General features: G+C 72.5%; 17 protein-coding genes. 9 read left to right on the forward strand and 8 right to left on the reverse strand.

Annotated elements, in window-relative coordinates:
• Position 1 precedes the first annotated feature (1 nt).
• Positions 2-868, reverse strand: a complete 867-nt coding sequence (locus tag ACYVLJ_RS33930) for an RNA polymerase sigma-70 factor (protein ID WP_460441732.1) — start codon at positions 866-868, stop codon at positions 2-4.
• 136 nt (positions 869-1,004) lie between these two features.
• Between ACYVLJ_RS33930 and ACYVLJ_RS33935 the strand changes: the two genes are divergently transcribed.
• The 3 genes from ACYVLJ_RS33935 (at position 1,005) to ACYVLJ_RS33945 (ending at position 2,785) form a co-directional block, all read left to right on the forward strand.
• The gene (locus tag ACYVLJ_RS33935; RefSeq protein WP_460441733.1) at positions 1,005-1,748 is read left to right on the forward strand and encodes an SDR family oxidoreductase; all 744 of its coding nucleotides are present in this window, start codon (positions 1,005-1,007) and stop codon (positions 1,746-1,748) included.
• An 83-nt stretch (positions 1,749-1,831) separates the two neighbouring features.
• Positions 1,832-2,221, forward strand: a complete 390-nt coding sequence (locus tag ACYVLJ_RS33940) for a nuclear transport factor 2 family protein (protein WP_451985299.1) — start codon at positions 1,832-1,834, stop codon at positions 2,219-2,221.
• Between the two features lie 6 nt (positions 2,222-2,227).
• A complete protein-coding gene (locus tag ACYVLJ_RS33945; RefSeq protein WP_460441734.1) occupies positions 2,228-2,785 on the forward strand; it encodes a PadR family transcriptional regulator in 558 nt (185 codons plus the stop codon).
• Here the strand turns inward: ACYVLJ_RS33945 and ACYVLJ_RS33950 are convergent.
• From ACYVLJ_RS33950 to ACYVLJ_RS33970, 5 genes are read right to left on the reverse strand one after another with little or no spacing between them, the layout of a single operon-like run.
• Positions 2,782-3,426 (reverse strand): transcriptional regulator, encoded by a 645-nt coding sequence (locus ACYVLJ_RS33950; RefSeq protein ID WP_460441735.1) that lies wholly within the window; start codon positions 3,424-3,426, stop codon positions 2,782-2,784. The two genes, ACYVLJ_RS33945 and ACYVLJ_RS33950, sit on opposite strands and share 4 nt — an antisense overlap.
• Positions 3,423-4,541 (reverse strand): sensor histidine kinase, encoded by a 1,119-nt coding sequence (locus ACYVLJ_RS33955; RefSeq protein WP_460441736.1) that lies wholly within the window; start codon positions 4,539-4,541, stop codon positions 3,423-3,425. The genes ACYVLJ_RS33950 and ACYVLJ_RS33955 overlap by 4 nt, the downstream gene beginning before the upstream one ends.
• 25 nt (positions 4,542-4,566) lie before the next feature.
• Entirely contained in the window at positions 4,567-5,250 is a 684-nt protein-coding gene (locus tag ACYVLJ_RS33960) for a hypothetical protein (RefSeq protein ID WP_460441737.1), read from the reverse strand.
• The gene (locus ACYVLJ_RS33965) at positions 5,247-6,152 is read right to left on the reverse strand and encodes an ABC transporter ATP-binding protein (protein ID WP_460441738.1); all 906 of its coding nucleotides are present in this window, start codon (positions 6,150-6,152) and stop codon (positions 5,247-5,249) included. The genes ACYVLJ_RS33960 and ACYVLJ_RS33965 overlap by 4 nt, the downstream gene beginning before the upstream one ends.
• Entirely contained in the window at positions 6,149-6,397 is a 249-nt protein-coding gene (locus ACYVLJ_RS33970) for a PLD nuclease N-terminal domain-containing protein (protein ID WP_460441739.1), read from the reverse strand. Before ACYVLJ_RS33970 ends, ACYVLJ_RS33965 begins: the two co-directional genes overlap by 4 nt.
• 180 nt (positions 6,398-6,577) lie before the next feature.
• Between ACYVLJ_RS33970 and ACYVLJ_RS33975 the strand changes: the two genes are divergently transcribed.
• The 5 genes from ACYVLJ_RS33975 (at position 6,578) to ACYVLJ_RS33995 (ending at position 9,626) form a co-directional block, all read left to right on the forward strand.
• Positions 6,578-6,775 (forward strand): hypothetical protein, encoded by a 198-nt coding sequence (locus ACYVLJ_RS33975; RefSeq protein ID WP_460441740.1) that lies wholly within the window; start codon positions 6,578-6,580, stop codon positions 6,773-6,775.
• Between the two features lie 87 nt (positions 6,776-6,862).
• Complete coding sequence (locus ACYVLJ_RS33980; RefSeq protein WP_460441741.1) at positions 6,863-8,059, forward strand: hypothetical protein; 1,197 nt, start codon at positions 6,863-6,865, stop codon at positions 8,057-8,059.
• Between the two features lie 65 nt (positions 8,060-8,124).
• Positions 8,125-8,418 (forward strand): hypothetical protein, encoded by a 294-nt coding sequence (locus tag ACYVLJ_RS33985; protein ID WP_460441742.1) that lies wholly within the window; start codon positions 8,125-8,127, stop codon positions 8,416-8,418.
• 58 nt (positions 8,419-8,476) lie between these two features.
• Entirely contained in the window at positions 8,477-8,644 is a 168-nt protein-coding gene (locus ACYVLJ_RS33990) for a hypothetical protein (RefSeq protein WP_451985279.1), read from the forward strand.
• 190 nt (positions 8,645-8,834) lie between these two features.
• On the forward strand, positions 8,835-9,626 hold the full coding sequence (locus ACYVLJ_RS33995) for an IclR family transcriptional regulator (RefSeq protein WP_451985277.1): 792 nt from the start codon (positions 8,835-8,837) through the stop codon (positions 9,624-9,626).
• Here ACYVLJ_RS33995 and ACYVLJ_RS34000 read toward each other — a convergent pair.
• Positions 9,593-10,600: a hypothetical protein gene (locus tag ACYVLJ_RS34000; protein ID WP_460441743.1), complete on the reverse strand. Its 1,008-nt coding sequence runs from the start codon at positions 10,598-10,600 to the stop codon at positions 9,593-9,595. The genes ACYVLJ_RS33995 and ACYVLJ_RS34000 overlap by 34 nt on opposite strands.
• Positions 10,601-11,962 (reverse strand): MFS transporter, encoded by a 1,362-nt coding sequence (locus ACYVLJ_RS34005; protein WP_460441744.1) that lies wholly within the window; start codon positions 11,960-11,962, stop codon positions 10,601-10,603.
• A gap of 162 nt (positions 11,963-12,124) precedes the next feature.
• Between ACYVLJ_RS34005 and ACYVLJ_RS34010 the strand changes: the two genes are divergently transcribed.
• Positions 12,125-13,015, forward strand: coding sequence for a DUF6282 family protein (locus ACYVLJ_RS34010; protein WP_460441745.1), 891 nt, complete (start codon positions 12,125-12,127; stop codon positions 13,013-13,015).
• Positions 13,016-13,029: the final 14 nt, after the last annotated feature.

Genomic DNA, 13,029 nt, shown 5'->3' on the forward strand with positions numbered 1-13,029 from the left:
GTTATACGGCGGCGAGCTTGCCCGGGTTCATCATCCACAGCACCTGGTCGATGCCCTCGGCCGACGCCGTGACGGTGAGCACGGCGAACACCTCGCCGTCGCGGGAAAGCAGCACGGCGTGGGCGCCGTTGACCATCGCCGGGGTCACCGTGACGCCCACCCAGAAGCGGTCGTGGAACGCGCGGACGTACTTCGCCACGGTCGTCGCGCCGCGCACCGGGATCCGGGACGCGCGGGCGACGCCGCCGCCGTCGGAGTAGCTGACCACGTCGGCCGCGAACAGCTTCTCCAGTGTCGACAAGTCGCCGGCCTGGGCCGCCGCGACGAAGGCGGTCAGGAGGCGGCGCTGCTCGGCCGGCCCGGCCGGGGCCCGCCGCTGCGCCGCGAGGTGCCTGCGCGCGCGGCTGACCAGCTGGCGGGCCGCGGCCTCGGTCGTCCGCACGACTTCGGCGATTTCGCGGTACGGGTAGTCGAACGCCTCGCGCAGCACGTAGGCCGCGCGCTCGGTCGGCGTCAGCTTCTCCAGCAGGAGCAGCACCGCGAACTCCAGCGCGGCGCCCCGTTCGGCGCCGAGCTGCGGGTCGGCCGAGGTGTCCACGGGCTCCGGCAGCCACGGGCCGACGTAGGTCTCGTGCCGCGCGTAGGCGGTCTTGGTCGCGTTGATCGCCAGTCGCGTGGCGGTCGTGGCGAGGTAGGCCGCGGGCGTGCGCACCGCGGCGCGGTCGCAGGCCTGCCAGCGCAGCCACACCTCCTGGAGGAGGTCCTCGGCGTCGGCGGCGCTGCCCAGCATCCGGTAGGCGATGCCGAACAGCCGCGGCCGCACCTCGGCGAAGACCGCCGCCGCCTCGTCGAGGCCGGTGTCCTCCATGCGTGCGGATCCTTCCGGCTGCGGGGTTCGGGTGGCAGCGTAGCGACCGGTCGTCACGAACGAGCCCGCTGTCTTGTCCTGGTGGTGTGCAGTCGTTCCGGACCGGCCGGGACGGCTCCGGACGGAGGGTGCGGACATGAAGTTCGTCGTCATCGGCGGAACGGGCCTGATCGGCACGAAAGTGGTCGCACGGCTGGCCGAACACGGCCACGACGCGGTCGCCGCCGCGCCGAGCACGGGCGTGAACACCGTGACCGGCGAAGGGGTGAAGGAGGTGTTGCTGGGCGCGGACGTCCTGATCGACGTGTCGAACTCGCCGTCGTTCGCCGACGACGACGTCATGGCGTTCTTCCGCACCTCGACCGGGAACCTCGTCGCCGCGGCGAAGGAAGCCGGCGCCGGGCACTACGTCGCGCTGTCGGTGGTGGGCACGGACCGGCAGCCCGGCGTCGGGTACTTCCGCGCCAAACTCGCGCAGGAGCGGCTGATCACCGAGTCGGGCCTGCCGTTCTCGATCGTGCGCGCGACGCAGTTCTTCGAGTTCGCCGCCGGCATCGCGGACACCTCGACCGTCGACGGCGTCGTCCGCCTGCCGGGCGCGGGCGTGCAGCCGATGGCGGCCGCCGAGGTGTCGGCCGCCGTCGCGCGGACCGCGGCCGGGAAGCCGGTCGGCGGCATCACGGAGATCGCGGGCCCGGAGGTGTTCGGTCTCGACGAGTGGGTGCGCACGGTGCTGGCCGCGCGGGAAGACCCGCGCGAGGTCGTCACGGACGCGCGGGCGCCGTACTTCGGCGCGGTGCCGGGCGCGGAAGACCTCCTGCCCGGGCCGGGCGCCCGGCTGGGCGAAACCAAGCTCGCCGACTGGCTGGCCCGGTCGTGACCCGGGGCCGTGCGGGTGGCCCGGCGCCACCCGCGCGGCCGCGGGTAGTCTCTACTCAACTATTTGAGTAGGTGAGGTGACGCATGAGCAGCTTCCGCAAGGCCGTCGAGGCACGCGACCCCGACGCCATGGCCGCCGCGCTGGCCGAGAACGTCGTGTTCCGCAGCCCGGTGGCGTTCAAGCCCTACCCGGGCAAGGCGATCACGGCCGCCATCCTGCGCGGCGTGCTGCGCGTGTTCGAGGACTTCCGGTACGTCCGCGAGCTGAGCGGCGGCGAAGGCCGGGACCACGCGCTGGTCTTCGAGGCCCGGATCGGTGACACGCGCGTCGAGGGCTGCGACTTCCTGCACTTCGACGCCGACGGGCTGATCGACGAGTTCACGGTGATGGTCCGGCCGCTGTCGGCCGCGCAGGCGCTGTCGGAAGCGATGGCCGCGCAGTTCGACCGGATCCAGCGCGAAGCACTCAACTAGTTGAGTATGGCCCTGCGTCACGCGCTGATGGCGGCGCTCCTGGAAGGCGAGGCCTCCGGCTACGACCTGGCGAAGGGGTTCGACGCGTCGGTGGCGAACTACTGGCCGGCGACCCCCCAGCAGCTCTACCGCGAACTCGACCGCATGGCGGCGGACGGCCTCGTCCGGGCCCGGCTCGTCCACCAGGAGAAGCGCCCGGACAAACGGCTGTTCTCCCTGACCGAAGCGGGCCGGCGGGCCCTGCACGAGTTCACGGCGGGCCCGCCGCGGCCGGGCGTCGTCCGCGACGAGCTGCTGATCCAGGTCCAGGCGGTCGACGTCGGCGACGCGGAAGCGGTCCGCCGGGCGCTCGAGGACCGGATGACCCGTGCGGAGACGAAGATCGCCCGCTACGAGCGGCTGCGCGCGGGCCTGCTGGACGGCCGGTTCGAGGACGACTACCTCGCCGGGGCCGAGCGCGTCGGCCCGTACCTGACGCTGATGCGCGGGCTGGCGTTCGAACGGGAGAACCTCCGCTGGTGCGAGCAGTCGCTGAAGATCCTCGACCGCCGGGCCGCGCGCTAGCTCAAGCCCGCGTCGTGGACGAGGATGGCCACCTGGGTCCGGTTCGCCGCCTCCAGCTTGGCCATGATGTGCCCGATGTGGACCTTCACGGTCGACTCGCTGACCACCAGCGCCTTCGCGATCTCGGCGTTGCCGAGCCCGCGTCCGATGTGGACGGCCACGTCGTGTTCCCGCGGCGTCAACGCCGACAGCCGCGCCCGCGCTCGCGAAGTCCCGCCACCGGACGCGAAATCCGTCAACAGCCGCTTGGTGATCTTCGGCGACAGCATCGCCTCGCCGCGGGCCGCGACCCGGACCGCCGTCACCAGCTCGCGCGGGGGCGTGTCCTTCAGCAGGAACCCCGTCGCGCCGTGGCGCAGGGCCGCGTACACGTACTCGTCGACGTCGAACGTCGTCAGCACCACCACCGCCGGGGCGGCCGGGTGGGCGGCCAGCCGCTTGACCACCTCGATGCCGTCGACCTTCGGCATCTGGACGTCGGTGAGCACGACGTCCGGCCGGAAGCGGTCGGTCAGCTCGACCGCCCGCTCGCCGTTCGTGTCCTCCGCGACCACCTCGACGTCGTCGGCCGACTCGAGGATCATCCGGATGCCGCTGCGGACCAGTTCCTCGTCCTCCAGCAGCACGACCTTGACCGTCACTCGCCCTCCCCCACCGAAAAGCCCGCCAGCACCCGGAACCGGCCGTCGCCGGTCGGGCCGGTGCGCAGGTCGCCGCCGGCCAGTTCGACGCGTTCCCGCATGCCCACCAGGCCGTAGCCGGCGCCCGGGACGGCGCTGCCGTGCGGGGTCAGCCGGTTGGTCACCTCGACCGCCAGCCGGTCGCCCGAGACGGCCAGCCGGACGTCGACCGCCGCGTGCGGCGCGTGCTTCCCCGCGTTGGTCAACGACTCCTGCACCACCCGGTACACGGCCCGGCCGACCTGGTCCGGCACGGCGGGCAGCGGGTCCGGGAGCGTGAGCTCCACCCGCGCGCCGGTCGCCGCGACCTCCGCCACCAGGTCCTCGAGCGACGCGAGCACCCCGGGGCCGACGTCGCCGGCCGGAACGTCGTCGCGCAGCACGCGCAGGATGCCGCGCAGCTCGTCGAGGGCGGTGGCGCTGGTGGCGCGGATGGCTTCGGCCGCCTGCTCGGTCTTCTCGTCCGGAGCCCGCAGCGAAAGCGCACCGGCCTGCAGCGCGACGGCGGTCACGCGGTGCGCGACGACGTCGTGCATCTCGCGCGCGATCCGCCGCCGTTCGGCGAACACCGCCTGGTCGGCCAGCAGGGTCCGGGTGCGCTCGGCCTCGTCCGCGCGCTCGCGCAGGACGGCCAGCAGGGCCGCGCGCTGGTGCATCCACAGCCCGCCGAGCACCGGGCCCAGGACGAACAGCCCGAGCACGATCGTGACCATCATCAGGTCCGCGGGCTGCCGCAGCAGGCCGAAGGCGTTGCCGGTCAGCCCGGCCACGACGGCCGCCGCGCCGGTGGTCCAGCTGACGCCGTGGCGGGCCGCGACCGAGTACGTCGCGATGGTCACCGGCAGCAGCGTCACGTCGGCCAGCAGGCACACCGCCGCGAGCAGCACGAGGAACGGCCATCGCCGCCGCGCCAGCAGCGCGAGCCCGGAGCCGACCACCGCCGGGACGTAGAGCGCCGGGTGCGGGTCGCGCGGGTCGCCGCCGAGCAGGCTGAACGCGATGGTGCCCGCCGCCACCGCGACGTCGAGCGCCAGCAGGACGACGCGGCCGTCCCACCAGCTCAGCCACCGCTTCATCCCGCTCAGGTTAGGGTGCGGCCCCTCAGCCGTCACGGCGAGCCAGGGTGACCGTCGTCGCGCCCAGGGCCAGTGCGACCAAGCCCGCGAACACCGAGGTCCCCGGCCAGGCGGACAACGCCGTGCCGCTGAAGGGCAGCGCCGCGACCGGGACGTCGGTGAGGGTGGCCAACGCCGTCTCCGCGACGAACGTCCACACCGCGAACACGCCGACGGCGAGTCCGGGGTGACGCAAAAGCCCGCCCAGCGCCACGCCGGCGAGTCCGGAAAGGACGGTCAGCAGCACCACGGCACCGGCCGCCCTGCCCGCCGCCCCCGCGTCGGCGGGCAGGGCACCCCCTCCGGTGCGCACCCCGGCCGCGGTCAGCGCCACCATCAGCAGCCCGCCGAGCAGCCCGAGCCCGGCGGTTACCAGCGAGCGCGCGGCTACGATCCGGGCCGGCGAGCGCAGCACCAGCCGGGTGGTCGCCAGGGTGCCGTGCTGGTGGTCCAGCCCGAACGCGGCGACGCCGATCGCGGCGACCAGCAGCGCCCCGAGCCGGTCGACGAGGCCGAACGCCGAGGTGAACGCGTCGAGCGTGCCCAGGTCGCGCTTGAGCCCCCAGTAGAGGCCCGACGCGAACGGCAGGACGCCCGCGCCGGCCAGCAGCAGCCACGTCGACCGCAGCGAGCGGACGCGGACCCATTCGTAGGCCAGTGCGTGCTTCACGGCAGCTCCCCCCGGTGCCGGACGGCGGCGGCGGTCGCGGCGAGGAAGGCGTCTTCCAGCCCGCTCTGCCGCACGAACAGCTCGCGCACGCCGACGCCCGCGTGCCCGGCGACGGCGGCCACCCGCTCGGTGTCGGCGGTGGCGATCACCAGCTCGTCCTTGCCCTCTTGCCGCACGCGCAGCCCGGCTCGCGCCAGCGCGACCATGAGCACGCTGGGCTGGTCGGCGCGGACCACGACGTCGGCGTGCGCGTGCTGCCGGACGAAGCCGTCGAGCGACCCGGCCGAGACGAGCCGCCCGGCGCCGATGACGATCAGGTCGTCGGCCAGCAGTGACATCTCGGCCAGCAGGTGCGACGACGCGAGGATCGTGCGCCCCTCCCCCGCCAGGCGCCGCAGCAGGTCGCGGATCCACCGCACGCCTTCCGGGTCGAGCCCGGTGGCCGGTTCGTCGAGGATCAGGTACTCCGGGTCGCCGAGCAGGGCCGTGGCCAGCCCGAGCCGTTGCTTCATGCCGAGGCTGAACCGGCCGGCCGGGCGCCGGGCGACGGACTCCAGGCCGACGGTGGCGAGGACCTCCCGCACCCGCCGCACGGGCAGGCCGCCGCCCGCGGCGACCATCCGCAGGTGCGCGGCGGCCGGCCGCGCCGGGTGCACCGCGGCCGCGTCGGTGAGCACACCCACCGTGCGCAGCGGGCCCGGGACGTCCGCGTAGGCCCGGCCGCCGAACGTCGTGCGGCCGCGGCCGCGGGTCAGGCCGAGCATCAGCCGGATGGTCGTCGACTTGCCCGCGCCGTTGGGGCCCAGGAAGCCGGTCACGACGCCGGGCCGCACGGTGAACGACAGGTCCTCGACGCCGGCCCCGCCGGGGTAGGCCTTCGCGAGCCCTTCCGCGACGATCACCGGCGCACCGCCAGGTACGCGTCACGGCGGCCGACCACGAACCACAGCAGGCTGCCCAGGAACGGCGCGCAGAACGCGAAGATCACCCAGACGAGCTTCATGCCGCCGGTCAGCCGCGAGCCGAGGATGCTGACCAGCGCGGCCAGGAACAACCCGGCGAAGGCGAGCAGGACGGCGGCGGTCAGGCCGAGCAGGAGCCACGACCAGGTCTCTTCGTGGCCTTGGATCAGGGCGGCCGGGTGCATCGGTGTTCTCCTCACGGCAGGGCGATCTCTTGCTGCCAAGATCGCCCACCGCCCCGGGCGCGCACATCCGATCATCGGGGACTCCGGGATAGGCGGAAAGTACTAGGCCGCCCGCCGGGTTGTACGGCTCTTGTACGGCCGCCACCGACGATCGCCGGACGAACTCGTTCTGGAGGACCCGTGAGAACCACACTCAAGGCGGCGGTCGCCCCGGGCGGCGCCGCGGTGTTCTTCACCAGCACCACCAGCGCCGAGCACATCATGCTCGCCCTCGGCGGCGGGGTCGCGATCAGCACGGGCCCGTCGGTGTACCAGACGAGCACGTACGCACAGCGTTCCGACTACCTCGGCTGGGCCTACGTCCCGTCGAGCTGGTAGCCCGCCGGTCGTTCGCCGGGAAAGCGTTGCCCATCCACCCAGCCCGGTTCCAGCGTGAACCGGCATCATCGGACTCCTGGGGGTCTCATGTCAGTGCGCCACCGATTGACCCAAGCCGCCGTCGCGGCGGGTGTCCTGGCGGGCCTGGTCGCCGCACCGACCGCGGCGTCGGCCGCGGCCGGGCCGACCACCCTGCCCACGAGCGAGTACACCCTGAGCGCCACCTACAACCAATTCGACACGGTCAACAACGCTCTCGTTTCGGCTCTGGGCACCGCGGCCGTCCACACCGTCATGGACAACGCGAACCACGACCGCACCGCGCTGCCGTCGTCGTTCGGCGTCGCCGGGTTGTCGACCGGGTTCCGGTTCGACAGCGGCGACAACTCCGACTGCGCGAACTACCCGCAGGGCATCACCACCAGCCGCGACGCGGTCGGGACCGCCAACAGCGGCAACTACGACGGGCACCAGCTCGTCGTGGTCAGCTGGTACACCAAGGACGGCTGCGGCGGCGCCCAGGCCCGCAGCCGGATCACCCTGGTCGACTGGGACGCCACCTACCCCAACAAGTACCGGAAGGTCCTGCTCGTCGAGCCGACCGGCACGGCGGCGGCCCCGGACTTCAAGGACATCCCGATCCACGCCGGCGGCGTCTCCTGGTACGGCGACTACCTGTACGTCGCCGACACCGGGAAGGGCATGCGCGTGTTCGACATGCGCAAGATCCTCAAGACCGACAGCGGCGGCACGGCCGACCAGATCGGGCACCAGAGCGGCAGCACGTACTACGCCCACAACTACGCCTACGTCCTGCCGCAGGTGGGCACGATCACGTCGAAGACCACCTCCGGCACGAACCTCGCGTGGTCGTCGATCTCCCTCGACCGGGTGAGCAAGTCGATCGTCATGACGGAGTACACCTGCTCGTCCGGCTGCACGGACTACCCGAACCGCGCGCCGCGGGCGATCCGCTACCCGTTCGCGTCGTCCGGCACGTTCGCCGCGACGACGACGGCGAGCCAGGCCCTGCAGCTGCCGTGGTACAAGCTGAACGGCGTGGCGTCCCACAACGGGCGCTGGTGGTTCAATTCGTCCGGCTCGAAGCAGCTCTACTACTGGACGCCGACCGCCGGCCCGTCCACGTTCGCGTGGGTGGGCAGCGGCGAGAGCCTGTCCTACTGGGAGGACGACACCGCCGCCGACCTGCTGTGGTCGCTGCAGGAAGGCGCGGGCAGCCGCAACGTCTTCGCGGTCACCCAGGCGACCTACGGCGGTGGCTGAGGTAGCCTGACCGCATCGGACGATTCGGACAGCACGGCAACCCGGGGCGGCGCCACCGCCTCGGGTTGCTGCTCGCTGTCCTGCTGTTCTTCGGCGGGACGGCCGCGGTTCCTTCGTGGACACCGGGTCCCGACGGCCCGGTCGTGGCTGCCCTGCAGACGCACGACCTCGTCACGGGCCGGCAGGCCGCACCGCGCGCGCCGTCGACCGCCCCGGTCCCCTGGGCGCTGACCCCGGCCTCGCCGCTCACCCCCACGACCTCGTGGCGGACGCGGGTCGAGCGCACCGGCGAGGCACCTCCGGACGTCGCACCGTCGACGTCGCGCTCCACCCGCGCACCGCCCTCCTTCGCGAGCTGAGACCGTTCGCGGCGCCGTTGCCCGGCGTCGTGCTCACTGCTGCGCGAAGGACCGGGAAGTGCCTGTTGTCGTATTGCTCTTGCTGCTGGCCACCGTCGTGGTGGCCGTCGGGTTGCTGGTGAAGATGGTCCGGGACGACGAGCCGCTGTTCGGCGGGCTCGGCATCTGCGTGCTCGTCGGGCCCGGCGCCGTGCTGGCGTTCCTGCACGTCGGCCTGGCCGGCTGACTCCCTTGTGCCACAACGGCTTCGGGGCGTACGGGTGCGTTGCGAGCCCCGTACGCCCCGGTGCCGGAGAGCCGCGGTCCGGGGGGTTCCCCGACGCGCCGGTGATCCGGCGGGTCTGCGGGCCCGGCCACGTCCGGTAGCCTGTGTTCACGAAGTGAACAGCCGTTCCAGACTCCCGGCGGAGGCCACCGTGACCAAACCGACGCGGTCCCCGGACGCCCGTGCCGACCAGGCCGACATCCAGGCGGTGAGCCGGGTCAGCCAGATCCTGTCGCTGTTCGACCCGGCCACGCCGGAGGTGACGGCGGCCGAGGTAGCCGAGCGGCTCGGGCTCAACCGCACCACCGCGTACCGGTACTGCACGTCCCTGGTCGCGGCCGGGCTCCTCGAACGCAGCGCGGACGGCGGGTACGTGCCCGGCGGGCTGCTGCTGCAGCTCGGCGCGTTCGCCATCGGCCACCGCCGCGTCGTCAACCTCGCGCCGCGGCACATGCAGGCGCTCTCGCGCGCCACGCAGACCAGCGTCGTGCTCAGCCTGTGGGGGCTCACCGGCCCGGTGGTGTCGCGGGTCGAGGAAAACCCCTCGACGATCGTCATCGTGTCCGTGCGGGTCGGCAGCCACCTGCCGCTGGACACCGCGCAGAGCAAGGTCTTCCTCGCCTACCACGCCGACCAGCTGTCGATGGAACGCCTGATCGGCACCCTGTCCGGCACCGCGCGCGACGAGCTGCGCGCGGACGTCGACCGCGTCCGCGCGCTCGGTCACTGCTCGGCGATGAGCACGCCCGGCATCGTCGCGGTCGCCGCGCCGGTCTTCGACGAGTACGGCATCTGCGCGTCGATGGCGATCGTGGGCCCGGACAACACGTTGTCGATGGGCGACGACTCGCCCGAGGTGCGGGTCGTGGTCGACACCGCACGCGAGCTCACCCACGAGCTGGGCGGGCACTACCGGCCCGACGACGTCCAGCGCGCGGTGTAGGGCAGCCACGCCGGCGACGGCGGCGGTGGGACGTCGGCGTACTCGCGCGCGCCGGCCAGCGCACTGCCGACGAAGTCTTCGCCGACCCCGGAAACGCCGTCGACCAGTTCGCGCAGGACCGCCGGGCCGCCGAGCCACAACGCCGTGACGACTTCGACGGCCCGCGCGCCGGAGGCGAGGAACCGCAGGACGTCGTGCACCGTGCGGGCGCCGTTGGTGCCGATCAGGGGCACGTCGAGCTGCCGGAAAGCCTTGCTCACCCAGTAAAGGCTCATCGGGAGGCAACCCGGTGAGCTCCACGCGCCCCACGAGCCGAGCACGGCGCCGCCGTCGAGGTCGGGCAGGAAGCCCGGGTAGCGGCCGACCAGCCCGACCGCGTCCGCCCCCGCCGAGCGCGCCGCCCGGGCCAGCGCGACGACGTCCGACGCCTGGCCCGGCAGCTTCACGAACAGGGGGACGTCAACGGCCTCCCGCACCGCTCGGACCGCGTCGCGCACACCGTCCACTTCGGTCAGCTGCCGCACCGCACGTGCCTCACGGCCGTGGGGCGCCCCGATGTTCAGCTCGACCGCCGGGACGACCGACGCCAGCGCCCGCCCGATCCGCGCCGCCGCGGCCGGGTCGCCGAGGGTGATGCTGCCGAGCACCGGGCAGCCCCGGGCGCGGCCGTGCGCGACCCCGGCGGCCAGCACGGAAAGCCAGTCGTCGAGGTCCACGGCCGCGAGCCCGGAGCGGTTGAGCAGGCCGTCGCCCGGCGCACCCGAGCCCGGCGGCCGCACCCGGCCGTCGGCCGCGACGAACGCGTAGTCCGCGATGTCGAGCTGACGCCGGGCCGCGGCGCTCTCGTTGACCGACTTCGCCACCACGGCCCCGGCCCCCGCGTCGACGCACGCGACGATCCCTTCCAGGGTCATGGTCAGCTCGGACGAGCCGGCCCACACCGGGTTCGCGGCCGCCAGCCCGCCGACGTCCATTCAGGACAGCGCCGGGATCGTGCTGTCGTCGGCCATGTCGACGTCCTTCGTCTCCGGGCCGAGGAACCCGCCGAGGCTGATCAGCAGGCCGGCCAGGACGATCAGGACGGCCGGCGCCAGGTGCGCGGGCAGGACGCCGTCGAAGCGCTGCAGGTAGAACTGGTAGAACGCGGGCGCGATCAGCGCGAGGCTGTAGCCGACGCCGTACCCGGTCGACCGGATGCTCGCCGGGAACCGCTCGGTGAGGTACGCGGCGATCGGGCCGAAGGTGCCGACGGTGAACACGCCGATCAGCACGCCGAAGCCGAGTGCCGCGCCGAAACCGCCGTTCGAAGCCATCAGCAGTGTGTACGAGCCCGCGCCGATCACGACCATCGAGAAGCCGTAGCCGATGTAGAACCGGCGGCGCCCGATCCGCTGCGACAGCACCCCGAACACCGGGTAGGACAGCGCGGCGGCCGCGTTGATCACGAGCATGGTCAGCGTGACCTCTTTGCTCGAGAGGTCCAGGTGGGCCTTGAGCTGCGCCGGTGTCACGGCGGCTTCCATGTTGGTCGCGAGCCACGTGCCGGTCATCAGGACGAACACCTGGCCGAGCGCCCGCGGGTACTTCTTCAGCAGGCGGAGGAACGGCAGCTTGTGCTTCTCCCCGGTCAGCTCGGCCGGGGGCTCGTGGACCTGCTTGAGGTAGTAGCGGAACAGCACCGCGGCCAGCAGCGCGCCGACGAAGAACGGGATCCGCCAGCCCCACTGGACGTACGCGCTGTGCAGGCCGGCCGAAGGCAGCAGCTGCAGCATCAGCAGCGTGATCGCGGCGATCACCGCGTACGCGGCGGGCGAGGTCGACGTGATGATCGAGGCGTACAGACCGCGTTTGTGCTTCGGGCTCCACTCCATCGCCAGTGGCACGGCGGTCGTGTACTCGCCGCCGAGGAAGATCCCGTCGACGAACCGCAGGGCGATGAGGATGCCGACCGACCACGTCCCGATCGTCTCGTGCCCGGGCAGGCACGCGGTCAGCAGCGTGATGACGCCGAAGCCGCCGACCGCGACCAGCGTCGTGCGCTTGCGCCCGACGGTGTCGGCGAAGTGGCCGAAGATGATCGCGCCGAGCGGGCGGCCGATCAGCGTGGAGGCGAACACCAGGGACGCCAGCACCGCGGTCGTGCTCGCGCTGAGGTTCGCCGCCTGGAAGTACACCGTCGCCGGCGCCAGCACGACGATCGGCAGGTAGATGTCGAACTGGTCGACGAAGTAGGCGAGGGTCCCCCCGCGGACCGCGGCCCGGACCTTGGCCATGTCCGGGCCGTGCGGGGTGCCGGGACGAGCGGACGCCTCTGCGGCGCTGGGCGGTGTGGACATCGGCGTCCTCCGGAGTTGGCTCAGCCTCTTCGAACTGAATGTTCACCAAGTGAACAGAAGCCACTCTAAATAGGGCTACCCGGATACACAAGAGCGGTCACAGGGTTGACACGCGGTCCTATAGTGAACTTTGACTTCATAATGTGAACGGAAAGGCTGCTCATGAGCCCGCGCCCCGCGATCGCCACCGTCCTGGACGGCTTGGCCGACATGCACGTCCACTCCGGCCCGAGCCCGTTCCCCCGGCGCTTCGACCACGTCGAAGCCGCGCAGGACGGCGCCCGCATCGGGATGCGCGCCATGGTCGCGAAGTCCCACCACCACAACACCCAGATGGACATCCTCGCGATGAAGGGCCGTCTCGCGGACGTCAAGGCGCAGGCCTTCGGCGGCATCGCGCTGAACAGCACGGTCGGCGGGCTGAACGTGCACGCCGTGCGCATGTGCCTGCGCATGGGCGGCAAGGTCGTCTGGTTCCCGACCATCTCCTCCGGCCGGCACATCGACTGCCACCCCGAGGACGGCGCGTTCCCGACCACCACCGTGCCCCTGACCCTGGAGCGCATCGACATCGTCGACGAGAACGGGAACCTCAAGCCCGAGGCCGGCGAGATCCTCGACGAGATCAAGGAGCAGGGGGCCGTCGTCAACGGCGGGCACATGTACCCCGAGTACATCCGCACGCTGTTCCAGGCGGCCAAGGAGCGCGGCATCACGCGGATGGCCGTCAGCCACCCGGACTTCGTCATCGGCGCCGACCCGGCGCTGTGCCGCGAACTGATCGAGCTCGGCGCGTTCGTCGAGCACGAGGTCGGCATGTACGACCCCGAAGGCACGCAGAAGTGGGACCCGAAGCAGCTGCTGACCTGGATCGAGACCCTCGGGCCGGAGCACACCGTGCTGGCGTCGGACTTCGGTCAGAAGGCCAACCCCAAGCCGGTCGACGCGTGGCTGCGCGTCGGCGAAGCGCTGCTCGACCTCGGCCTGCCGGAGAAGGACCTGCGGCGGATGGTCCGCGACAACCCCGGCTACCTGCTGAACCTCGACGACTGAAAGGACGCCTCCCC

This window comes from Amycolatopsis stemonae (genome assembly GCF_054781455.1).

Coding starts and splice junctions, on each gene's coding strand:
- ACYVLJ_RS33955 (WP_460441736.1), bottom strand. CDS start 4,541: ATGAAGCGGTGGCTGAGCTGGTGGGACGGCCGCGTCGTCCTGCTGGCG.
- ACYVLJ_RS34005 (WP_460441744.1), bottom strand. CDS start 11,962: ATGTCCACACCGCCCAGCGCCGCAGAGGCGTCCGCTCGTCCCGGCACC.
- ACYVLJ_RS34010 (WP_460441745.1), top strand. CDS start 12,125: ATGAGCCCGCGCCCCGCGATCGCCACCGTCCTGGACGGCTTGGCCGAC.
- ACYVLJ_RS33970 (WP_460441739.1), bottom strand. CDS start 6,397: ATGCACCCGGCCGCCCTGATCCAAGGCCACGAAGAGACCTGGTCGTGG.
- ACYVLJ_RS33930 (WP_460441732.1), bottom strand. CDS start 868: ATGGAGGACACCGGCCTCGACGAGGCGGCGGCGGTCTTCGCCGAGGTG.
- ACYVLJ_RS33945 (WP_460441734.1), top strand. CDS start 2,228: ATGGCCCTGCGTCACGCGCTGATGGCGGCGCTCCTGGAAGGCGAGGCC.
- ACYVLJ_RS33940 (WP_451985299.1), top strand. CDS start 1,832: ATGAGCAGCTTCCGCAAGGCCGTCGAGGCACGCGACCCCGACGCCATG.
- ACYVLJ_RS33935 (WP_460441733.1), top strand. CDS start 1,005: ATGAAGTTCGTCGTCATCGGCGGAACGGGCCTGATCGGCACGAAAGTG.
- ACYVLJ_RS33980 (WP_460441741.1), top strand. CDS start 6,863: ATGTCAGTGCGCCACCGATTGACCCAAGCCGCCGTCGCGGCGGGTGTC.
- ACYVLJ_RS34000 (WP_460441743.1), bottom strand. CDS start 10,600: ATGGACGTCGGCGGGCTGGCGGCCGCGAACCCGGTGTGGGCCGGCTCG.